This is a genomic window from Streptomyces seoulensis (genome assembly GCF_022846655.1).
Classification (GTDB): domain Bacteria; phylum Actinomycetota; class Actinomycetes; order Streptomycetales; family Streptomycetaceae; genus Streptomyces.
The window spans coordinates 687,234-708,496 of record NZ_AP025667.1 but is presented as its reverse complement, the minus strand read 5'-3'; the positions used below and the strand labels follow the sequence as shown (position 1 = coordinate 708,496).

At 72.5% G+C, this 21,263-nt stretch carries 23 protein-coding genes and 1 tRNA gene; 12 read left to right on the top strand and 12 right to left on the bottom strand.

The window, feature by feature from the left end; all coding sequences use genetic code 11:
- Positions 1–5: 5 nt before the first annotated feature.
- Positions 6–1,670 carry a urocanate hydratase gene (gene hutU / locus HEK131_RS03355; RefSeq protein ID WP_244333608.1) on the bottom strand — a complete coding sequence of 555 codons (1,665 nt, stop codon included), beginning with the start codon at positions 1,668–1,670 and terminating at the stop codon, positions 6–8.
- A 162-nt stretch (positions 1,671–1,832) separates the two neighbouring features.
- Between hutU and HEK131_RS03350 the strand changes: the two genes are divergently transcribed.
- From HEK131_RS03350 to HEK131_RS03330, 5 genes are all read left to right on the top strand, one after another.
- Positions 1,833–3,221: a diaminopimelate decarboxylase gene (locus HEK131_RS03350; protein ID WP_244451929.1), complete on the top strand. Its 1,389-nt coding sequence runs from the start codon at positions 1,833–1,835 to the stop codon at positions 3,219–3,221.
- 181 nt (positions 3,222–3,402) lie between these two features.
- Positions 3,403–3,792: a hypothetical protein gene (locus HEK131_RS03345; RefSeq protein ID WP_161150383.1), complete on the top strand. Its 390-nt coding sequence runs from the start codon at positions 3,403–3,405 to the stop codon at positions 3,790–3,792.
- The gene (locus HEK131_RS03340; RefSeq protein ID WP_244333607.1) at positions 3,789–4,613 is read left to right on the top strand and encodes a transcriptional regulator; all 825 of its coding nucleotides are present in this window, start codon (positions 3,789–3,791) and stop codon (positions 4,611–4,613) included. The genes HEK131_RS03345 and HEK131_RS03340 overlap by 4 nt, the downstream gene beginning before the upstream one ends.
- 31 nt (positions 4,614–4,644) lie before the next feature.
- Positions 4,645–5,142, top strand: a complete 498-nt coding sequence (locus HEK131_RS03335) for a roadblock/LC7 domain-containing protein (RefSeq protein ID WP_217461987.1) — start codon at positions 4,645–4,647, stop codon at positions 5,140–5,142.
- 23 nt (positions 5,143–5,165) lie between these two features.
- A complete protein-coding gene (locus tag HEK131_RS03330) occupies positions 5,166–5,537 on the top strand; it encodes a hypothetical protein (RefSeq protein WP_161146030.1) in 372 nt (123 codons plus the stop codon).
- Positions 5,538–5,582: 45 nt separating this feature from the next.
- On the opposite strand, the gene HEK131_RS03325 is transcribed toward HEK131_RS03330, so the two are convergent.
- The 3 genes from HEK131_RS03325 to HEK131_RS03315 form a co-directional block, all read right to left on the bottom strand.
- Positions 5,583–6,167 (bottom strand): hypothetical protein, encoded by a 585-nt coding sequence (locus HEK131_RS03325; RefSeq protein WP_244333606.1) that lies wholly within the window; start codon positions 6,165–6,167, stop codon positions 5,583–5,585.
- 82 nt (positions 6,168–6,249) lie between these two features.
- Positions 6,250–7,092, bottom strand: coding sequence for a MurR/RpiR family transcriptional regulator (locus HEK131_RS03320; RefSeq protein ID WP_217461989.1), 843 nt, complete (start codon positions 7,090–7,092; stop codon positions 6,250–6,252).
- 148 nt (positions 7,093–7,240) lie between these two features.
- Complete coding sequence (locus tag HEK131_RS03315; RefSeq protein ID WP_244333605.1) at positions 7,241–8,578, bottom strand: PLP-dependent aminotransferase family protein; 1,338 nt, start codon at positions 8,576–8,578, stop codon at positions 7,241–7,243.
- Between the two features lie 116 nt (positions 8,579–8,694).
- On the opposite strand from HEK131_RS03315, the gene HEK131_RS03310 reads away from it, so the two are divergent.
- Positions 8,695–9,345 (top strand): LysE family translocator, encoded by a 651-nt coding sequence (locus HEK131_RS03310; protein ID WP_244333604.1) that lies wholly within the window; start codon positions 8,695–8,697, stop codon positions 9,343–9,345.
- 278 nt (positions 9,346–9,623) lie between these two features.
- Here HEK131_RS03310 and HEK131_RS03305 read toward each other — a convergent pair whose 3' ends face one another.
- The gene (locus HEK131_RS03305) at positions 9,624–11,024 is read right to left on the bottom strand and encodes a cystathionine beta-synthase (protein WP_244333603.1); all 1,401 of its coding nucleotides are present in this window, start codon (positions 11,022–11,024) and stop codon (positions 9,624–9,626) included.
- A gap of 161 nt (positions 11,025–11,185) precedes the next feature.
- On the opposite strand from HEK131_RS03305, the gene HEK131_RS03300 reads away from it, so the two are divergent.
- The 3 genes from HEK131_RS03300 to HEK131_RS03290 all read left to right on the top strand — a co-directional run bounded on the left by HEK131_RS03300 (position 11,186) and on the right by HEK131_RS03290 (position 14,650).
- Complete coding sequence (locus HEK131_RS03300) at positions 11,186–12,205, top strand: SGNH/GDSL hydrolase family protein (RefSeq protein ID WP_244333602.1); 1,020 nt, start codon at positions 11,186–11,188, stop codon at positions 12,203–12,205.
- Between the two features lie 145 nt (positions 12,206–12,350).
- The gene (locus HEK131_RS03295; protein ID WP_217461994.1) at positions 12,351–13,571 is read left to right on the top strand and encodes an acetyl-CoA C-acetyltransferase; all 1,221 of its coding nucleotides are present in this window, start codon (positions 12,351–12,353) and stop codon (positions 13,569–13,571) included.
- Positions 13,572–13,867: 296 nt separating this feature from the next.
- On the top strand, positions 13,868–14,650 hold the full coding sequence (locus HEK131_RS03290; RefSeq protein ID WP_217461995.1) for a hypothetical protein: 783 nt from the start codon (positions 13,868–13,870) through the stop codon (positions 14,648–14,650).
- A gap of 26 nt (positions 14,651–14,676) precedes the next feature.
- On the opposite strand, the gene HEK131_RS03285 is transcribed toward HEK131_RS03290, so the two are convergent.
- Positions 14,677–14,988 (bottom strand): hypothetical protein, encoded by a 312-nt coding sequence (locus HEK131_RS03285; RefSeq protein ID WP_217461996.1) that lies wholly within the window; start codon positions 14,986–14,988, stop codon positions 14,677–14,679.
- Positions 14,989–15,086: 98 nt separating this feature from the next.
- On the opposite strand from HEK131_RS03285, the gene HEK131_RS03280 reads away from it, so the two are divergent.
- Positions 15,087–15,317, top strand: coding sequence for a DUF4287 domain-containing protein (locus HEK131_RS03280; protein WP_217461997.1), 231 nt, complete (start codon positions 15,087–15,089; stop codon positions 15,315–15,317).
- A 79-nt stretch (positions 15,318–15,396) separates the two neighbouring features.
- On the opposite strand, the gene HEK131_RS03275 is transcribed toward HEK131_RS03280, so the two are convergent.
- From HEK131_RS03275 to HEK131_RS03255, 5 genes are all read right to left on the bottom strand, one after another.
- Positions 15,397–16,257 (bottom strand): Bax inhibitor-1/YccA family protein, encoded by an 861-nt coding sequence (locus HEK131_RS03275; protein ID WP_244333601.1) that lies wholly within the window; start codon positions 16,255–16,257, stop codon positions 15,397–15,399.
- Positions 16,258–16,513: 256 nt separating this feature from the next.
- Positions 16,514–17,185, bottom strand: a complete 672-nt coding sequence (locus tag HEK131_RS03270) for a hypothetical protein (RefSeq protein WP_217461999.1) — start codon at positions 17,183–17,185, stop codon at positions 16,514–16,516.
- Between the two features lie 82 nt (positions 17,186–17,267).
- Positions 17,268–19,211 carry a hypothetical protein gene (locus tag HEK131_RS03265; RefSeq protein WP_244333600.1) on the bottom strand — a complete coding sequence of 648 codons (1,944 nt, stop codon included), beginning with the start codon at positions 19,209–19,211 and terminating at the stop codon, positions 17,268–17,270.
- A 122-nt stretch (positions 19,212–19,333) separates the two neighbouring features.
- Positions 19,334–19,552: a hypothetical protein gene (locus HEK131_RS03260; protein ID WP_161148035.1), complete on the bottom strand. Its 219-nt coding sequence runs from the start codon at positions 19,550–19,552 to the stop codon at positions 19,334–19,336.
- Positions 19,553–19,605: 53 nt separating this feature from the next.
- Positions 19,606–19,821 (bottom strand): hypothetical protein, encoded by a 216-nt coding sequence (locus HEK131_RS03255; protein ID WP_161148036.1) that lies wholly within the window; start codon positions 19,819–19,821, stop codon positions 19,606–19,608.
- Between the two features lie 239 nt (positions 19,822–20,060).
- On the opposite strand from HEK131_RS03255, the gene HEK131_RS03250 reads away from it, so the two are divergent.
- Together HEK131_RS03250 and HEK131_RS03245 are read left to right on the top strand one after the other, a co-directional pair.
- Entirely contained in the window at positions 20,061–20,468 is a 408-nt protein-coding gene (locus HEK131_RS03250; protein ID WP_217462001.1) for a helix-turn-helix domain-containing protein, read from the top strand.
- A gap of 180 nt (positions 20,469–20,648) precedes the next feature.
- On the top strand, positions 20,649–20,900 hold the full coding sequence (locus HEK131_RS03245) for a hypothetical protein (RefSeq protein ID WP_244333599.1): 252 nt from the start codon (positions 20,649–20,651) through the stop codon (positions 20,898–20,900).
- A gap of 35 nt (positions 20,901–20,935) precedes the next feature.
- Here the strand turns inward: HEK131_RS03245 and HEK131_RS03240 are convergent.
- Positions 20,936–21,019: transfer RNA gene (locus tag HEK131_RS03240), tRNA-Leu, on the bottom strand.
- Positions 21,020–21,263: the final 244 nt, after the last annotated feature.

The following is a 21,263-nucleotide window of genomic DNA, read 5'->3' as shown; positions in this document are numbered from 1 at the left end:
GGAGGTCACTCCCCCTCACCCTCACGCATGGGCACCCGGACGTCCCGGTCCTCGGCGACGGACTCCGCGATGTCGTACCCGGCGTCCACGTGCCGGATGACACCCATGCCGGGGTCGTTGGTCAGCACCCGCCGGATCTTCTCCCCGGCCAGCTTCGTACCGTCGGCCACGGTGACCTGCCCCGCGTGGATGGACCGGCCCATCCCCACCCCGCCTCCATGGTGGATGGAGACCCAGGACGCCCCGGAAGCCACGTTGACCATGGCGTTCAGCAGCGGCCAGTCGGCGATCGCGTCGGAGCCGTCCAGCATCGCCTCGGTCTCCCGGTAGGGCGAGGCGACGGAGCCGCAGTCGAGGTGGTCCCGGCCGATGGCCAGCGGGGCGGCCAGCTCACCGCTCGCCACCATGTCGTTGAACCGCTCGCCCGCCTTGTCCCGCTCCCCGTACCCGAGCCAGCAGATCCGGGCCGGCAGCCCCTGGAAGTGGACCCGCTCGCCGGCCATCCTGATCCAGCGGGCGAGGGACTCGTTCTCGGGGAACAGCTCCAGCATCGCCTTGTCGGTGCGGGCGATGTCGGCCGGGTCGCCGGAGAGCGCGGCCCAGCGGAAGGGGCCCTTGCCCTCGCAGAAGAGGGGCCGGATGTAGGCGGGGACGAAGCCGGGGAAGGCGAACGCCCGCTCGTAGCCCGCGAGCTGGGCCTCGCCGCGGATGGAGTTGCCGTAGTCGAAGACCTCGGCGCCCGCGTCCATGAAGCCGACCATCGCCTCGACGTGCCGGGCCATGGACTCGCGGGCGCGGGTGGTGAACCCGGCGGGGTCCTTCGCGGCGGCGTCGGCCATGTCCTCGAAGTCGACACCGACCGGGAGGTAGGCCAGCGGGTCGTGCGCGGAGGTCTGGTCGGTGACGATGTCGATGGGGGCGCTCATGGCGAGGAGCTGCGGGACCAGTTCGGCCGCGTTGCCGAGGACGCCGATGGAGAGCGGGCGTCGGGCGTCGCGGGCCTCGGTGGCGAGCTGGAGGGCGTGCTCCAGGCTGTCGGCCTTCACATCGAGGAACTTGTGCTCGATGCGGCGCTCGATGGCGCGCGGGTCGACGTCGATGCAGATGGCCACGCCGTCGTTCATGGTGACGGCGAGCGGCTGGGCGCCGCCCATGCCGCCGAGCCCGGCGGTGAGCGTGATGGTGCCGGCCAGGGTGCCGCCGAACTTCTTCGCGGCGACGGCGGCGAACGTCTCGTAGGTGCCCTGGAGGATGCCCTGGGTGCCGATGTAGATCCAGGAGCCGGCGGTCATCTGGCCGTACATGGTGAGACCGAGGGCCTCCAGACGGCGGAACTCCTCCCAGTTGGCCCAGTCGCCGACCAGGTTGGAGTTGGCGATCAGGACGCGCGGGGCCCACTCGTGGGTCTGCATGACGCCGACCGGGCGGCCGGACTGGACGAGCATGGTCTCGTCCTGCTTCAGCGTCCTGAGCGTGCGCACCATCGCGTCGAAGGAGCGCCAGTCGCGGGCGGCCTTGCCGGTGCCGCCGTAGACGACGAGCTTGTCGGGGTGCTCGGCGACCTCGGGGTCGAGGTTGTTCTGCAGCATCCGGAGGGCGGCTTCCTGCTGCCAGCCCAGGGCGCTCAGTTCCGTGCCGCGCGGTGCTCGTACGGGGCGGGGTCCCGGCATCGTGTGCTCCTCCTGTTGCTATGGCTATTCACATAGTCCAGTCGTGAATAGAGCTAGTCAATAGGTTCCAGGTGCCATCGCCCGCGCGTCGGGAATGTTTGGCTGGAACCAGTGAACGGGGGCGAGCGACAGGGACGAGGGCACACCGTGGCACAGGAGACCGTGGAGCAGGACCACACCGACGGCACCGCCGCGCGGGAGGCGGCCGCGCGGGTCGCCCGGCGGGACGCCGCCGTGCGGGGCGCGGTGACCGGCGGGCTGCTCGGCCCGGACGCGCCGCTGGTGGCGCTGCTGGACGTGACCGGCATCCAGGAGTCGGCGGCGGCCCTGCGCGCCGCGTTCGACGCGGTGGTGGCGCCCGGCACCCCGGTGCTGCACGCGTTCGCGGTGAAGGCGGCCCCGCTGGTGCCCGTACTGAGCCTGCTGCACGCGGCGGGCCTGGGCGCCGAGGCGGCGAGCCCCGGCGAGCTGGCCCTCGTCCGCGCCGCCGGGGTGCCGGCCGAGCGGACGGTGCTGGACTCCCCCGCCAAGACGGCCGAGGAGCTGCGCGAGGCGCTGGCGCTGGGGGTCGCCGTCAACGCGGACAACCCGCAGGAGCTGGCCCGCATCGACGCGCTGGTCGCCGCCGCGCCCACCCGCTCCCCGCTCGGCATCCGGGTGAACCCCCAGGTGGGCGGCGGGTCCATCGGGTCGACCTCCACGGCGACGCGGACCTCCAAGTTCGGGGTGGCGCTGCTGGACGAGGGGGCCAGGGAGTGGGTGGTGCGCGCGTACCTGGACAGGCCGTGGCTGACCCGGCTGCACGCGCACACCGGCTCGCAGGGCATCCCGCTGCCGCTGATGGCGCGCGGGGTGGCGAAGGCGTACGCCCTGGCCGAGGAGGTCAACGAGCGGGCCGGACGGCGCCAGATCGACACCCTGGACATCGGCGGCGGTCTGCCGGTCGACTTCACGGCCGAGGCGACCGCGCCGACGTACGCGCGCTACGCGCGGCTGCTGGCGGACGAGATCCCCGGGCTGTTCGACGGGCGGTACGGGCTGGTCACCGAGTTCGGGCGGTCGCTGCTGGCCAAGCACGGCACGGTGCTGACGCGGGTGGAGTACGCCAAGAGCGCGGGCGGCCGGCGGATCGCGGTGACCCACGCGGGCGTGCAGGTGGCCGCGCGGACGGTGTACGCGCCCGAGCTGTGGCCGCTGCGGGTCGCCGCGTACGACGCCGAGGGGCGCCCGAAGTCCGGGCCGGACGTGGTGCAGGACGTGGCGGGACCGGCCTGCTTCTCCGGCGACCTGATCGCCGAGGGCCGCGCGCTGCCCGCGCTGGAGCAGGGCGACCTGGCGGCCGTACTGGACACCGGCGCCTACTTCTTCGCCCACCACTACTCCTACAACTCCCTCGCCCGGCCCGGCGTCTACGGCTTCGTGCCGGACGGTGCCGGGGGCGTGGACTTCGCGACCGTGCGCCCGCCGCAGACGGTGGCGGAGATCGTGGCCGAGTCCGGAGGGGCGCACACCGACGCGCTCACCACCCTGGGCGCGACCGGGAGCCGTTGACGCGGGGACACCGCCCGGCGGACAAAGGGACCGACTTCCGCGCAACGCACGCCAATCGGCCCACACTAGTACGCCGGGCGCACGTTCCAACGGAAAATGCCAAAGCCATCACCCGTCACGCACACGTTGCGTAGTGTCGGTGTCACTGAGCCGGAGTCCCAGGCGGGGAGGGGAGCCCACGGTGCCCGGAATCGACGAATGCTTACTGGAAGCCATGCGGTTGCCCGGCGCACGGGGGGCCGCGCTGGTGGACTGGACCAGCGGACTGGCCCTCGGCACGGTCGGCGAGGCCCCCGGCGGTGACCACGAGACGACGGCGGCCGAAGCCGCGGAACTGGCCCGGCTGGCCGCCGAGCACGGCGCCTTCTCGGCCGGGGAGAACGAGGACGGGCGACCACCCGTCGAGGACGTGATCGTCAGCAACCACGACAGCTACCACCTGCTGCGGTTCGTGGACACGTCCTTCGACAGCAGCGTCTTCCTCCATCTGTGGGTCGGCCGCGCGGAGGGCAATCTCGCGCTCGCCCGGATCAGGCTCGGCGAGATGGCCGACCGGCTGGTGCTGGGATGACCGTGGTGGACATACCCCCGCCGCTGCCCGTGCGGGACCGGAGCGACCAGCGCGACGGGACGGCGGGCGCGCTGTCCCCGATGCTCAGACGGCTCGCCGAGGAACAGGCCACCGGGGTCCTCGTCCGCGAGCACGGCACCCTCTACCTCGCCCAGGGCAGAGTGGTGCACGCCGAGAGTCCGTTCGCCCCCGGCCTCGGCGTGCTCCTCACGGCCCATGGCACCCTCGCGGCGGCCGCCTGGCAGCACGCCGCCGAACGCTCCGCCGGCCCGCCGGACGCCGCCCGCCTGCTGCTCGACGCGGGGCTGCTCCCCGAAGGCGCGCTGGAACTGTGCCACCTGGACGCGCTGTACGACGCCGGGTACTTCGCCCTGGCACCGAGCAGCACACCGGGCCGGTTCCGCTACGACGCCACACCCCAGCTCGGCCCGCTGCCCTCGGTGCCGGTCGTCGCGCTGGAGCGGGAGACGCTGCGCCGGCGCCTACTGCTGCACCGGCTCTGGCCCGACCCGGCCGCCGACAGCGCCCCGCTGATCCAGGCCGACCCGGTGGGCACGGCCCAGGTCCCGCCCCGCCGCCGGGCGGTGCTGGAGCTGGCGGACGGTGTCCGCACCGCGCTGCGGATCGCCCACGACCTGGGGCGCCAGGCGTTCCACACGCTGGTGGACGTACGGCGGCTCACGGCGGAGGGCCTGCTGACCCCGGTACCGACCGCGCCGGACCCTCCGCCGACGGCGTTCCATCCGCCGGCCCCGCTCACGGTCACCGACCCCGACGTCGCGCTGCTGAAGAGGCTCAGGAATGCGCTGGAGGCGCTTTGAACGGCAACCGCCCGCCGAGAGGAGAGAGCTGATGCTGCCCGAATCGGAACTGGCCGCCGTCCAGGACGAGCTGCGGCGGCTGCGCACCCGCGTACCCCAGCTCACCGGCGCCCTGGCGGCGGGCGTGGACGGCCTCGTCGTCGCCCACGACACACCCGGCGTCGACCCCGACGGGCTCGCGGCGCTCACCGCGGCCTCGCTCGGCGTCGCCGTCCGGCTCGCCGACGCCACCGGCAACGGCGGCTTCCGGGAGCTGCTGGTGCGCGGCGAACGCGGCTATGTCGCCACCTACGCGGCCGGACGCACCGCCGTACTGACGCTGCTCGCGCAGGACCGGGTCAACGTCGGGCGGCTGCACCTGGAGGGCCGCCGGGCCGGCGCCCGTGTCGGGGAGCTGCTCGACGCCGCCGAGGCCACGGCCCGGCTCCGCCCGCCGGAGCGGCCCACCCGGCCCGCGCCCGCCCGTACCCGCGCCACCCGCACCCCGCGGACCACGGCCACCGAAACACCGACCGCAACCGAGAGTTGAACCTCCGAAAGGACAGCAGAACCATGGCGAACACCGAAACGGCACTGAAAGAGGCGCTCACCTCCATCGAGGGTGCCACCGGCGTCGCGCTCGTCGACTACACCAGTGGCATGGCGCTGGGCACGCTGGGCGGCAGCAAGACCTTCGACCTGAACGTCGCCGCCGCGGGCAACACCGACGTGATCCGCGCCAAGATGCGCACCATGGAGCACCTGGGGCTCAACGCCGAGATCGAGGACATCCTGATCACGCTGAGCGACCAGTACCACCTGATCCGCCTGCTCAAGGGGCGGGGCGGCAACGGCCTGTTCCTGTACCTGGTGCTGGACAGCAGGGCCAACCTGGCGATGGCCCGCCACCAGTTGAAGCGGATCGAGCAGGACCTGGAGGTCTGAGCGGGACCACCGCGCCGCGCCCCACCTCCGCGCCGTACCTCTGAGCTAGACCGACGCCGTGGCACGGCGGCGGGCCCCGCCAGGGGTCGCGTCGCCCGCCGCGAGGCCCGTGCTCCGCAGCCCCCGCACGGCCGCACCCACCGGGGCTCCACCGCGCCGGTCGAGCTGGTCGACGCGGACCCAGAGCAGTGCGTCCAGCGCCCGTTCGCGGCGGCCGATCCACCCCGCCTTCAGCCGGAGCCCGGCACCGGCCCCGGCGAGCAGCAGGCCCCCGGCCACGGGCAGGGCGAAGGCGCTGCCGAGCGCGGCGGCGAAGGCGAGCAGCAGCCACCAGCGGTGTCCCCGGCGCCAGTTGCGTGAGGTCACCGCGCGGTCCTGGAGCAGGTCATATCGCCCCGCGCGGCTCGCGCCGACGGCGAGGTCGGCGTACCGGGACCTGCGGGTCAGGGCGGTCGCGGCGGCGGCCGCGACGAACAGCGCGGCTCCGGCCGCGATCCCGGCCGTACGTCCGCTCAGCCCTTCCGGTACCGCGCCGAGCCCGGCCGCGAGCACCCCGAGCCGGCCCAGCGGGGCGGCTCCCGCCCGTACGACGACGGCCACTCGGGCCAGTCCCTGTCCACCGCGCGCCACGTCGGCCTCCCGCGTCACCGTGCTTCGTGTCCGCGCGGCAGGCTAGCGACGCAACCTGAGACGAGCCTGAGAAGCGCGCCGCTCACTCCACGAAGAGTCCTCGGGCCGCCGCCCGCGCGTCGAACTCCTCCAGCCGGGCCTGTGCCTCCGGCAGCCCGTCGCACATGGCCTCCAGCAGCACCCGGCCCAGCAGCATCGGCGCGCAGGCGGTGTCGAAGGCGAGCCCGGTGCCGACGGCGGCGGGCAGCAGCAGGTCGGAGTACTTGGCGACCGGCGCGAACGCGGAGTCGGCGACCGTGACGACGCTCAGGCCCGCCTCCTTGGCGTGCGCGAGGGTGTCCAGCACCTCGCGCGGATGCCGGGGCAGCGCGAAGCACAGCAGCGCGGAGGCGCCGGCCCGTACGGCGGCGTCGATGCGGTCCTGCACCATCGAACCGCCCTCGTCCAGCAGCCGGACGTCGGGGTGGACCTTGGCGGCGAAGTAGGCGAAGCCGAACGCCTGCGGGGCTGCGGCGCGCAGGCCCAGCACCGGCAGCGGGCGGGAGGCGGCCAGGAGCCGGCCGGCGCGCTGGACCGGGGCGGGGTCGGCGAGCAGCTCGGCGAGGTGGCGCAGGTTCTCGATCTCGGCCTCGACGGCCTGCTGGTACTCGTTGAACGCACCGGTGTCGGCGGTCGGTTCGGCGGGGACGACCTCGCGCAGATGGCGGCGGAGCGCCGGGTAGCCGTCGAAGCCGAGGGCGACGGCGAACCGGGTGACGGAGGGCTGGCTGACCCCGGCAAGGTCGGCGAGTTCCACGCTGGACAGGAACGGCACGTCGGCGGCGCGGCGCACCATGCTGTGCGCGATGCGGCGCTGGGTCGGGGTGAGCCGGTGCCCCTCGAAGAGCGCCTGCAACCGGTTCGCAGGACTGTCGCTCGCGCTCATGACGCGCTCCCCCTCCAGATGTCGTCGGGTCCTGGGCGCCCCCGCGCGGAAAGTACGGAGGGTACAGCGCCGGGACGGGGTCGGGCACCGTCGCCTATTCAGCCAAGAGATGTCCTGCATACCTTTATACAGCGAGCGGGGCGGGACGTCAGTCGGCGAGCAGATCCTCCGGCGCGGACCGGGCGATGCCGGCCAGGGTGTCCAGGGCGGGGCCGAGGGCGTCGGGGGGCGGGGAGGCGAGGGCGAGGCGGACCGCGTGCGGGGCGCTGTCGCGGCGTACGGCGAACGCGGCGGCGGGGGCCACGGCGATGCCGTGGCGCGCGGCGGCGGCCACGAAGGTGTCCGCCCGCCAGCCCTCGGGCAGCCGCCACCAGCAGTGGTAGGCGCGGGCGTCCCCGCGCACGTCGAACCCGGCCAGCCGTCGTGCCGCCAGCGCCTGCCGCACGGCGGCGTCCCGCCGCTTGTCCGCCGCGAGCGTGTCGGCGGTGCCGTCGCGCTGCCAGCGCCGCGTGACCTCCAGGGCGAAGCGCATGGGGGTCCAGCCGCCGGAGCGCAGCGCGGTGGCGAGGTCGGCGGTGCGGGCGGGGGGTGCGACGAGGAAGCCGAGGGTGAGGCCGGGGGCGACGCGCTTGGAGAGGCTGTCGACGAGCACGGTCCGTTCGGGCAACAAGGCTGCGAATGGCGGGAGTTCATCGCACAGGAAGCCCCATACCGCGTCCTCGACCACGGAGAGGTCCAGCCGGGTCAGCACCTCGGCGAGTGCCGCCGTCCGAGCGGGCGGGGCGGTGAGCGAGAGCGGGTTGTGCAGGGTCGGCTGCGTGTAGACGGCGTGCAGCGGGGCCCGGCGGTGGGCCTGCTCCACGGCCTCGGGGACGAGCCCTTCGTCGTCCATGGCGAGCGGCACGAGGGTGACGCCGAGCCGGGCCGCGACCGTCCTGATGACGGGGTACGTCAGCTCCTCCACCCCGAGCCGTCCGCCGGGCGGGACCAGGGCGGCGACGGCGGCGGATACGGCCTGGCGGCCGTTCCCGGCGAACAGCACCTGGCCGGGGCCGGGGCGCCAGCCGCCGCGGGCGAGCAGGTCGGCGGCGGCCTCGCGGGCCGCGGGGGTGCCTGCGGCGCCGACCGGCCGCAGCGCATCGCCGAGGATGTCGGGTCGGGCCAGCGGGGCCAGGCCCTCGGCGAGCAGGGCGGTGTGGCCGGGCAGGGCCGGGTGGTTCAGCTCCAGGTCGATCCGGGCGGCGGCCGGTTCGGTGAGGGCGGGGGCGGCACTCTCGGCTCCGGCTCGGACGAAGGTGCCCCGGCCGACCTCGCCGACGGTGAGGCCCCTGCGGGCGAGTTCGCGGTAGACGCGGGTGGCGGTGGAGTCGGCGATGCCGTGCCGCCGGGCGAACGCCCGCTGCGGGGGCAGCCGGTCGCCGGGGCGGAGGGTCCCGCCGCGGATCTCCTCGGCCACGGCGTCGGCCACGCTCCGGTAGTCGCTCACTCGGTGCCCCCTCCCACGACATTGCCCTGAGAACAATAGCGGCTATTGCACCGAGAATTGACGGTCCATAACCTCAAGGCAATACCGCTCACGCACACACCCGGGGGGACTTCTCCATGCTCATCGAGCCCAGCGCGGCCCTGGGGGTGACGGTGGTGGCCCTCGGGATGGTCCTCACCCCGGGCCCGAACATGATCTACCTGGTCTCGCGCAGCATCACCCAGGGCAGACGCGCCGGGCTCATCTCGCTGGGCGGGGTGGCCCTCGGCTTCGTGGCCTACCTGCTGGCGGCCAACCTCGGCCTCTCGGTGCTCTTCCTCGCCGTGCCGGAGCTGTACGTCGGGGTGAAGCTGGCCGGCGCGGGATACCTCGCGTATCTCGCCTGGTCGGCGCTGCGGCCGGGCGGGGTCTCGGTCTTCGCCCCGCGCGAGGTACCGCCCGACTCACCCCGCAAGCTCTTCACCATGGGCCTGATGACGAACCTGCTCAACCCGAAGATCGCCATCATGTACGTGTCCCTGATCCCCCAGTTCATCGACCTGGACCGGGGTCATGTCCTCACCCAGGGCCTGCTGCTGGGCTCCTGCCAGATCGCGGTCAGCGTGGCGGTGAACCTCGCCATCGTCCTGGCGGCCGGAACCATCGCCACGTTCCTGTCCCGACGCCCGTCCTGGCTGAAGGTCCAGCGGTACGCGATGGGGACGGTGCTGGGGGCGCTGGCCGTCACCTTGGCGGTCGACACGTCGGGGCCCAGCGCCACGAGCTGAGACCCGTAAAAAACATTCGCGGGGACCGCCGCACCCCCGGTGAAGGGGGGCGGGACGACGGCGGTCCCCGCGAGGGACGCGGGTCGGGTCAGGCCCGTGCGCGTCCGGGGCGCCGTGGGAGGTCCGGGAGCCGCTCCGGAGGTTCCTGGGCGCCGTTCGGCGTCGGCACGGGCGGGGAGCCGCTCCCGCCCTTGCCGACGCCCACTACTGTGCCGGGCCCGTGTTAAGCACATGCTGCGCGCACGTGACACGCTCGTGCCGCTTGGGCCACGGCCCGGTCAAAGGCGGTCGTGATGGGCGCCCTTGGCGAGGAAGGCCAGCAGGTCCTGGCGGCTGACGACACCGGTCGGCTTGCCCTCGACCAGCACGATCGCCGCGTCCGCCGCGCCGAGCACCGACATCAGGTCGCCCACCGGCTCACCGGAGCCGACCTGCGGCAGCGGGGCCGACATGTGCTTCTCCAGCGGGTCGCCCAGCGAGGCCCGCTGGGAGAACAGCGCGTCCAGCAGCTCCCGCTCCACGACCGAGCCGACGACCTCGGCGGCCATCACGTCCGGGTGACCGGCGCCCGGCTTGACGACCGGCATCTGCGAGACGCCGTACTCGCGCAGCACCTCGATGGCCTGGCCGACCGTCTCCTCCGGGTGCATGTGCACCAGGGACGGGATGATGCTGCCGACCTTGTCCTTGAGCACGTCGGCGACGCGGGCGCTGGGGCCCTCGTCCTCCAGGAAGCCGTAGTCGGCCATCCACTCGTCGTTGAAGATCTTCGACAGGTACCCGCGGCCGCTGTCCGGGAGCAGGACGACCACCACGTCGTCCGGGCCGAGGTCCTCGGCCACGCGCAGCGCGGCGACGACCGCCATGCCGCAGGAGCCGCCGACCAGCAGGCCCTCCTCCTTGGCGAGGCGGCGGGTCATCTGGAAGGCGTCCTTGTCGGAGACCGGCACGATCCCGTCCGCGACGTCCCGGTCGTAGGCGGTCGGCCAGAAGTCCTCGCCGACGCCCTCGATCAGGTACGGGCGGCCCGAGCCGCCGGAGTAGACGGAGCCCTCCGGGTCGGCGCCGATGACCTTGACCTTGCCCTCGCTGGCGTCCTTCAGGTAGTTGCCGGTGCCGGAGATGGTGCCGCCGGTGCCCACGCCCGCCACGAAGTGGGTGATCTTCCCCGCGGTCTGCTCCCACAGCTCGGGGCCGGTCGAGTGATAGTGCGAGAGCGGGTTGTTGGGGTTGGAGTACTGGTCGGGCTTCCACGCGCCCGGCGTCTCACGGACCAGCCGGTCGGACACGTTGTAGTAGGAGTCCGGGTGCTCGGGGTCCACGGCGGTCGGGCAGACCACGACCTCGGCGCCGTACGCGCGCAGCACGTTGATCTTGTCCATGCTGACCTTGTCGGGGCACACGAAGATGCACTTGTACCCCTTCTGCTGCGCCACGATGGCGAGCCCGACACCGGTGTTGCCGCTGGTCGGCTCGACGATCGTGCCTCCGGGCTTCAGCTCCCCGCTCGCCTCCGCCGCCTCGATCATGCGCAGGGCGATGCGGTCCTTCACGGAACCGCCGGGGTTGAAGTACTCCACCTTGGCCAGGACGGTGGCCTGGATGCCCTCGGTCACGTTGTTGAGCCTCACCAGCGGGGTGTTGCCGACGAGGCTGATCATCGAGTCGTGGAAATGCACCGTTGTCTCCGGTTGCTTGCAAAAAACTGTGGTCGTCGTGGTCGTGCCAGCCTACGGCCAGCGGGAGGAGATGCGGACGGGCCTTCACTCCGTGTGGAGATTGGCGCACATGCCGTACGGGGCAAGGAGTGGGTACGGCTACGAGGAGGTGGCGGCGACGCATGACGAGCATGTCGAGGGCGAGAGTGGCCCGGCGCATCGCGGCCGGGGCGGCGTACGGCGGCGGCGGGGTCGGACTGGTCGGCGCGGCCGCCGTGGGGCTGCTGCTCACGGAGATGCGCCTGGCCCGGCGCCATGTGAACAACGGCGCCACCGGCCGGGTACCACCGGCGGACGGCGTCTACGGCGCCGGGTACGGACTCACCGGTGAGCCCCCGCTCAGGCTGACCATGCTGGGCGACTCCACAGCCGCCGGACAGGGCGTGCACCGGGCGGGCCAGACACCGGGCGCGCTGCTGGCCTCGGGGCTGGCGGCGGTGGCGGAGCGGCCGGTGCGTCTGCACAACGTCGCGCTGGCGGGCGCCACCTCGGACGACCTCGGACGGCAGGTGGCGCTTGCGCTGGCGGACCCGTCGGCCACCCCCGACATCTGCGTGATCATGATCGGCGCCAACGACGTCACCCGCCGCATCCCGCCCACCCGCTCGGTCCGGCACCTGTCGGCGGCGGTACGGCGGCTGCGCACGGCCGGCGCCGAGGTCGTCATCGGCACCTGTCCCGACCTCGGCACCATCGAGCCGGTGCGGCAGCCGCTGCGCTGGCTGGCCCGGCGCGCCTCACGGCAGTTGGCTGCGGCGCAGACGATCGGGGCGGTGGAGCAGGGGGGCCGGACGGTGTCGCTCGGCGATCTGCTGGGCCCGGAGTTCGCGGCCAACCCCCGCGAGCTGTTCGGCCCGGACCACTACCACCCCTCGGCCGAGGGGTACGCGACGGCGGCGATGGCGGTGCTGCCCACCCTCTGCGCGGCGCTCGGCCTGTGGCCCGCCGGTGAGGAGGGGCCGGACGCCTCGCGCCGGGAGGGCTTCCTGCCGGTGGCCCGCGCGGCCGCCGAGGCCGCGTCCGAGGCGGGTACGGAGGTCGCGGCGGCGATGCCGACCGGGCCGCGCGGCCCCTGGGCGCTGCTCAAGCGGCGCCGGCGCCGCCGGGTGCGGGAGACCGAACCGGCCACGCCCTCTGGCTGACTCCGCCGGACAGTGTGACACTGACCAAGCAAGCGCTTAGACAATTGCGGCCAGTGTCACACCGCCGCACCGGTGACCCGGACCATACGTACGGGTAACTTCCGACTCGGCCCTGCCCGAATTCCCGTAAGCCTCTGGAGCCGTGATGCCCGAAGCCGTCATCGTGTCGACCGCCCGCTCCCCCATCGGCCGCGCCTTCAAGGGCTCCCTGAAGGACCTGCGCCCGGACGACCTCACCGCCACGATCATCCAGGCGGCGCTCGCCAAGGTCCCCGAGCTGGACCCCCGGGACATCGACGACCTGATGCTCGGCTGCGGCCTGCCCGGCGGTGAGCAGGGCAACAACCTCGGCCGGATCGTGGCCGTGCAGATGGGCATGGACCACCTGCCGGGCTGCACGATCACCCGCTACTGCTCCTCCTCGCTCCAGACCTCCCGCATGGCGCTGCACGCCATCAAGGCGGGCGAGGGCGACGTCTTCATCTCGGCCGGTGTGGAGATGGTCTCCCGCTTCACCAAGGGCAACTCCGACAGCCTGCCGGACACGCGCAACCCCCTCTTCGCCGAGGCCGAGGCCCGTACCGCGGCCGTCGCCGAGCAGGAGGGCACCACCTGGCACGACCCGCGCGAGGACGGTCTCGTCCCGGACGCGTACATCGCCATGGGCCAGACCGCCGAGAACCTCGCACGGCTCAAGGGCATCAGCCGCCGGGAGATGGACGAGTTCGGCGTCCGCTCGCAGAACCTCGCCGAAGAGGCCATCAAGAACGGCTTCTGGGAGCGCGAGATCACCCCGGTCACGCTGCCCGACGGCACCGTGGTCGGCAAGGACGACGGCCCCCGCGCGGGCGTCAGCCTGGAGGGCGTCGAGGGCCTGAAGCCGGTGTTCCGCCCCGACGGCCTGGTCACCGCGGCCAACTGCTGCCCGCTGAACGACGGCGCCGCCGCCCTCGTCATCATGAGCGACACCAAGGCCCGTGAGCTGGGTCTGACCCCGCTCGCCCGCATCGTCTCCACCGGCGTCTCCGGCCTCTCCCCCGAGATCATGGGCCTCGGCCCGGTCGAGGCGAGCAAGCAGGCGCTGGGGCGCGCGGGCCTCTCCGTCGGCGACATCGACCTGGTCGAGATCAACGAGGCGTTCGCCGCCCAGGTGATCCCCTCCTACCAGGAGCTGGGCATCGACCTGGACAAGCTCAACGTCAACGGCGGCGCCATCGCGGTCGGCCACCCCTTCGGCATGACCGGCGCCCGGATCACCGGCACCCTGATCAACTCCCTCCAGTTCCACGACAAGCAGTTCGGTCTGGAGACCATGTGCGTCGGCGGCGGCCAGGGCATGGCCATGGTCATCGAGCGCCTGAGCTGAACCCCTCTCTGATCGACCCTCGGTGACCGCCTCCGCACGGTCGGTCGAGAACGGCCCAGAACCCGGTAAAGCCCCCCGGTTCTGGGCCGTTTTGTGATCCAATCTCCCCCAGGGTGTGACCTATCTCGCTCGCTGGGGGAATCGGCGCAGGTCAGTGCCGTGAACCGAGTGACGTCAGAGGCCGCCGAGGTCAATGACCTGTCCGTTTCGTGACGTTACGCACTGACAGGCGGTCAGTCCACCCTTCAAGCTGAGGTAGGAAGTCGGGGGTCGACTTTGAACCTGGGAGTACGTCAGTGAGCGCCATGTCCATCGCCCTGCTGCTCACCACGGCCGCCACGGGCGCCGTGGGCGTCGCCGTCCTGTGCACCGTGCTGCGGCTGCGCCGCCAGATCGCCGAGCTGCACACGCAGCTCGCCGCGAACCAGGCGGCCGAGATCCGCGCGCTGCTGCCCGCGGCCCGCACCACCGCCGACGCGGAGGAGATACGCGAGGCCGTGGCCGCCGCGCTCGCCGAGGAGCGGGAGCGCGAGCTGGCCGAGGCCCGCGCCTTCTGGGCCGCGCAGGAGGTCCGCGACCTCTCCGACGCGCCGCCCCCGCTCTACGGACTGGACGCCGATACGTTCCTGCCCCGCCCGTCCGACTTCGCCGGCCTGGAGCCGGTGTCGGAGCCGGCCGTCGAGCCGGACGACTTCTCCGGCGACTCCCCCGAGCTGGCCGCGGCCCGCCGCCGCCACCCCTCGCACCCGGACTTCGTCCCCGTGCAGTCGCCCGTGGGCGACGAGGAGGACCGCGCCGTCACCATCCTGGAGCGGCTCTCCGTCGAGGGCACCGCGCTCGCCGACGTCCGCCCCGGCCCGCTGGGCACCCTCGACGTCTACGTCTTCGCCGACGGCACCACGCTGTGCATGACGCCGGGCCACCGCGAGACCGCCGAACGGCTGGCCACCGCGCTCCGTGAGGGCGAGGCCCCGTGTCTGCTGGGCGGCTCGGGCATCTCCGGCGCCTTCACCCTGACCTTCGCCTGCGGCGAGGAGACGGTGTACGTCCTCGCCGACCGGGTCATCGCCTCGCTGTAGCCGGGCGCCTTCGGGAACCCCGCGCCTCAGACACCGGCCCGCTTGCGGGCCTCCTCGACCAGCTCCACCGCCTCCTCGAGCTGGTCCTCGCCGCGCAGCGCGACCGCCAGGTCGTGCCCGGCCACCGTGATCTGGTCGGCCGCCGCGAACATCCCCGCGTCCGGCATCTCGCGCGGCTCGCTGCCCGGCTCCTCCAGCTCCTGCGCCCGCCGGGCCAGCTCCCGCGCGACCGCCAGCGCCTCGGCGGCAGCGCCGCGCTGCAACCGGCTCTGCGGGGCGGCCCGCAATCGGTCGGCGAAGTGTTCCACTGCTTTGGTCAGGGGCGTCGTATCCAGCACGCGCCGAGCGTAACGCGGGCACTGTTGCCAAGCGGCCCGTGCTCGGGCACGGTGACCTGAAGGACCGGCCTTAATCCCCTTTGTTTCCGGAGGCGCCGATGTCCCAAGTCTTCTCCGAGGAGACCCACCGCAACCTGCTCGCCCGTATCCCGCACTGCACCGGCCGCGAAGTCGCCGACTGGCTGCGCACCGTCGAGGAGGGGCCGTCCCTCTTCCGCTTCGAGGACAAGGTCGCCTGGCTCCGGCACGAGCACAACCTCGCGTACGGCCACGCCAAGGCCCTCGTCCACGAGTACGACCTGAGGAGGGCCGCGCGCAAGCTGCGCTGACGGGCCCCGGCCCGCACACGGCCAAGGGCCCCCGGTGGTGTGCACCGGGGGCCCTTGGTCATGTCGACGCGGCGACGCGCTAGTCGTTGTTGCTGAAGATGGCGACGAGCCGCAGCATCTCCAGGTAGATCCACACCAGGGACACGGTGAGCCCGAACGCGGCCAGCCAGGACTCCTCGCGCGGGGCGCCGTAGGCGATGCCGTCCTCGATCTGCTTGAAGTCCAGCGTCAGGAAGAACGCGCCCAGCAGGATGGCGATGACGCCGACGATCGCGCCCAGCGGGCCCATGCCGCGCAGACCGCCGTCCGGGGCGATGCCGAACGCGACCAGCAGCATGTTCACCACCATGGCCAGCACGAACGCGATGGCGATGGCCATGCCGATGCGGGCGTACCGGGCGGTGACGCGGATCCAGCCGGCCTTGTAGACCAGCAGGGTTGCGGCGGAGACCGCCATGGTGCCGAGCACCGCCTGGAAGGGGGCGCCGCTCCACCGGCTGTTGAACATCTCGCTGATGACCCCGAGGAAGACGCCCTCGAAGACGGCGTATCCCAGGATCAGCGCGGGCGACGCCTTGCGCTTGAAGCTCTGCACCAGGCCCAGGACCATGGCGATGATCGCGGACCCGAAGGCCAGCGCGTAGCTGGTCGTGGAGACCGGCAGCAGGGCCCAGGCGAGCACCGCGCCGACGACGACGGTGCCCAGCGTGATCGCCGAGCGGACGACCACGTCGTCCATCGTCATACGGCCGGTCGCGGGCGGGGCCTGCGGCGGGGCGCCCTGGCCGACGGTCGTCTGCGCGTACGGGTTCTGCGCATACGGGTTCTGGCCGTACGGGTTGCCCTGCGCGTACCCGGCCTGCGATGCGGTGTCGAAGCCTGCGTAGCCGTTGTCGCGGCCGAAACCTCGGCGCGAGAAGACCGGGTTGCTGCTCCTCATTTCACTCCTCCATGGCTGCCGTGCGCAGTCTTGGCTCAAGAGTAATGGATTGGCAAAGGACCGTCTCTGCTCCTCAAGGAGGATCTTTCCTTCACCGTGCTTGACCAACGCACCGCGCGGAAGCCATGTTCCCGGACCTGTCCTTTTGTATGCCGGGGCCATGCCGGGCCATATGCCGGACGAGGCCGGCCGCCGGTTCCCGCGGGAGGCGCTCGCGGGTACCGGCGGCCGGCCGGGAGGGACGGTCAGACCGGGGTCAGTGGCCCGGCCAGCCGTCCAGTCGGCGGTGCAGGGTGACGTCGGGCTTCTCGGTGCCCTTGGGCGCCTTGGCCACGGCGGTCTGGAGGACGCCGTTCACCTCGCCCGCGAGGGCGTCCACCCGCTTCTGCAGCTCGGTGGCGGGCAGCGTGGACCGGGTCAGCGCGTCCAGCCTGCGGTGGACGTCGGCCAGTTGGCGGCGGGCCCCGGCGTCCAGGGTGAGCGGGTGGGGTGTGGAGACGACGAACTGGTAGGCGCCGGCCAGCGTCTGGCAGCCGTCGCAGTACTTGTTGGCCGCGTCGCTGACGTTCACCGCCTTCAGGTGGTGCGCGTCACCCGCGACCGTGACGATCTGGAAGGAGAGCGCGACCGACCGGCAGTGGTCGTCGACCGAGCAGCCCATGGAGACCGCGTTGGCCTGGTTGCGGACGGAGGTCGCGTTGACCTTGCCGAACTGGCGGATGGTGAAGGAGTCGCGGGCCTGGGTGTGGTGGAGCCGGTTGGCGTTGGTGAACACGCTGTCCGAGACCACCGCGGCGGACCGGGCGGGCCCGGTCGCGGCGTGCGCCGGGACGGCGGTGGCCACTCCGGCGGCCCCGGCGGCGAGGAGGACGGTACGGACGGCACGCCCGTTGAACGGGCTGCTGCGTGGTTTGCGGTGGCTGCTCATGGGTTCTCCCGATGAATGGATGACGTGCTGATGAGGCGGCCCGGCGCACGCACGGGCGTGGCCGGGCCGGGCCGCGACGGGGTCAGGACGACGACACCTGAGCCGGTGGGTCGGTGGTGGCCGGAGCCGTCGAGGGCTCGGGGGTCGGCGTCGGCGTGGCGCTCTCCGAGGGGACCGAGGAGGTCTCGGTGACCGGGGGCGGCGGCTGCTGAGGCGACGGATCGCCGCCCGGAGCCCCGCCGCCGGCGCTCTCGCTCTGCCGCGGCCCGTCCTCGCCGCGCGTGGACCTGCCAGGCGCCGCCGAAGCGCTGGAGGACGACTGCGGCGCGGAGGCGGAGGCGCCGTCCGAAGCACCGGCGCTCGGGTCCCCGGACCCGCCCTCGGCCGGTGCGCCGGGCGTGGCCGAGGGCTCACCGGAGGCGGTGCCCGGCCCGCCGGAGGAGCGTCCCGGACCGGCGCCCGGCGCCGAGTCGTCCGGCGACGGCGGTGCCGTGGTGGGCACCCCCGGCTGCAGGATCGGCGCGATGGGCGGCTTCTTCGGCAGCGGCTGCGGGGTCACCCCGGACATCCAGGCGTAGCTCAGTCCGCCGAGCCCGGCGAGCAGCAGCCCGCACAGCGCGATCCGCAGGGCAGGGCGTCCGGCCGTGGAGCGCTTGGCCAGCCGGAAGAGCCGGCCGCCGATCTTCACGGAGAGATAGAGGACACCGGCCATCGGGAACAGCAGCATCAGCGTGCCGAGGACCCCGACGATGCCGGGCAGCACGTCCCCGTCGGCGAACGCCGACCCGGTGCCGGTGACCTGCTCGGTGAGCGAGCGGATCATCGTGCTGATGATCCGGGGCAGGTTCCACAGCCCGTAGCCCAGCTCGCCGATGATCAGCGGCACCATGGTCAGCACCCAGGTGGCGACGATGGTGCGCGCGGACTTCTTCAGCCCCGCGACCTCCTGGCGCGCCTTCTGCCCACGCCGGCCCGGCACCAGGGAGAGCAGGATCGGCTTGATCTTGCCGTACAGGTCCGGGACGCCCGCGAGGTCGCCCAGGATGTAGTAGCCGTCCAGGCGGACGGCGGGCATGAGCTGTTCCAGGATCTCGAAGTGGCCGAGGTAGACCGCGGCCAGGAAGAACTGCTCCCCGGTGGCGAAGTAGGCCCCGGCCATGGCCAGCATGAAGACGACGTTGAAGTAGACCCCGCCGAAGTCGGTGCGGATGCGCCCGGCCTTGTTGATCCGGTAGACGTCGGTGACGTCGGTGTACATCGACGGCCAGATGAGGAAGAGCCCGCAGCCGATGCAGCCCGGTCTGGCCCCGCCGTACCGGCACGCGGAGGCGTGGCCGAACTCGTGGAAGACGAGGGAGGCCACGGTGAGGGCGAAGACCACCAGGATGAGAACCGGCTGGTCCAGCACCTCCAGCACGGGTTCGATCGCGCCGAAGAAGCCGAACAGCCAGACGTCCATGACGACGGCCGCGAGCAGCACCGCGGCGACCACCACCGGCCGGTGCAGCCAGGTCAGCGCCCGCGCGATCCGGGCCGTGCGGCGCTCGTCGAAGATGACCCGGTGCCCCTTGAGGGCGAGCAGCAGGTCGGAGCGCGGGGCGTCGACCTCGTCGCTCTCCTGGCCCTCGGGAACGGTCACACCCAGCGCGTCGAGCTTGTTCTCCACGAGATAGCGGACGTTCTCCCCGCTGACCTCCCGGCCGAAGCGGGCGCTGACCCGGTGGGCGATCGTGTCGTCGTCGCGGACCCCGTCGACGGACGACGCCACCAGGTACAGCAGCCGTGACAACTGCACGACCTGCCCGTCCCCCCGACGGGCGATGTACTTGGGCTCGGTGAAGCCCGAGCCCTGGTACTCGCCGTGCAGCTTCAGCCCGGCGCTCAGCCTCGGGACGGGCCGGGCGGGCACCCCGGCTGCCGGCAGGCTGCCGGTCGCCACCTGCTCGTACGTCACCGGCCAGCCACCGGGTCCGGGCAGCGGTCCGGTGTCGTAGAGCGTGGTCGTGCCGTTCCCCAGCACCGTCATCTGTGGTCTCCCCCCACGTCGATGCCGCCTCACCGCCGCCTTCCCCCCGGCATGACCGCGGGGGCGGACCGTCCCGTGACCGGGCGCGGTCCGCCCCCGTGACCGCCGTCGCGGCGGTGGGGCTACTGCTTGACGGTGATCGTCTGTCCGGCGTGCGACTGGGCGTCCGACCACACGGAGTGGTCGTTGAGCGCGGCCGACTGGTTCGCGGCCTCGATGTTGGCCACGTGCTTGGTGACGTTGACCGTCTTGTTGAAGCTGAACTTCAGCTTGCCCAGGGCCTCGCGGCCCGGCAGCAGCTCCGCGGACTCGGCGTCCAGGTCGCGCATGTCCATGCTCATGATGGGTGTCCTCTCCTGATGGCTTGTGTCGCGTGGGCGGTGGAGCGCGCGGACTACTGGCTGACGCTGATGGCCTGGGAGGCGCCGGAGTTGGCGACGGACCACGCCGAGTGGTCGTTGAGCGCGGCCGACTGGTTGGCCGCCTCGATGTTGGCGACGTGCTTGGTGACGTTGACCGTCTTGCCGAAGCTGAACTTCAGCTTGCCGAGGGCCTCGCGGCCGGGCAGCAGTTCGGCGGACTCGGCCTCGAGCTCGTGGGCGTCCATCATGGTGATTCCCCCTCGGGAAATGGGCGTTTCCGGTCGGACCGAGTCAGGTTCCCCCCGGACTCTGTCCAACTTGGTCGGACGAGCTGTCCAACGAGATTGGACACTAGGGCCTCGCGGGGGCACGCCGCAACCCTTTCGGGTAATCACCCCTTCGGCGGTTCACCTACTGGCCCGTAGACTCCCTCCCGACGAGGACGTGCGGCCGAGCGGCGAGCAGGACGAGCAGGAAGTGACCAACGGTGGCCAACGCACTGCAGCAGTTGATCCGCGAACGCCTGGACCGCGAGGGCTGGTCCTACGGCGAAGTGGCGCGACGCGGCGGCGTACCCCGCTCCACCGTCCACCACCTGGCCACCACCGACCGCGTGGTGCGCATGCCCCAGGCCGGCACCCTGGAGGGCCTGGCCAAGGGGCTCGAACTCCCGCTGGACACCGTCCGCCGGGCGGCCGCCGAGGCGTGCGGCATCCACGTCTACGGCAGCCCGGCCGGCGAGAGCGACGGTCCGGCCGCGCCCCGCTCCGGTGACCCCGAGGTGGACCTGCTCATCGCCAGCGTGCAGCGACTGTCGTCCGACGACCGCAGACACGTGGCCGCCCTGGTGGAGTCCCTGCTCGGCCGCTCGGCGAAGCAGGCCCCGGACGCCTGATCCGCACCCCGGCGCGCGTCGCGGGGTGTCCGGCGGACGCCCTCACCCGGCCACGCTTGCGTCAACTCGGAAAAAGAAAGCAAGTCCACCCGAACGGGCCGAGATCCCCCGCTAGTCTCTCGTCCTGCCCGAGGAGCGAGAGCCGCACGACCACGGGCCCTTGGGGGGAACGTGTTGTTCGTGCATGGCGGGCCTGCCACCGCGGTGGTCCGGGGCCCGGACGGCGAGTCCGTCGTACTCCTGTCCGGCGAACTCCCCGAGGTCCTCACCGACCGCGCGGTCCACGAACTCCTCGACCTCGCCGCCGCCATCCTCGGACCCGAGGAACTGACCCTCTTCCACACCTGCCTGGCCGCCCTGCGCCGCAACGGCATGCGAGCGGGCCGCAGCATCGAGGTCGACGGCGCGGTGCTGACGGTGTACGAGGGCTGAGAGCGGGACATGGCCGGCCCGCCACGACAAGGAAGTGCCCGGAGCCGGACTCGAACCGGCACGCCCGCGAAGGGGCAGCGAGGTTTAAGCTCGCCGTGTCTGCATTCCACCATCCGGGCAGGCCGTGGGCTCCGCTTCGAGATCCTGAGCCTATCGGGAGGGCTCACTCGGACAGCGGAGAGGACAGACCGATGTTGTCTTATTTTATTGATGTCTGAGGGTGCATCAGACCACGGTACGAGCCATCCGCACTTGCCAACAGCCTGCCGTGACGCCCGCATACCCGTACGCGGAATGACGGAATTTCACCTACTGAACAAGGGCGGTCCCCCTGTTCCTGGCGGTACGCCCCCTCAGGGTCGG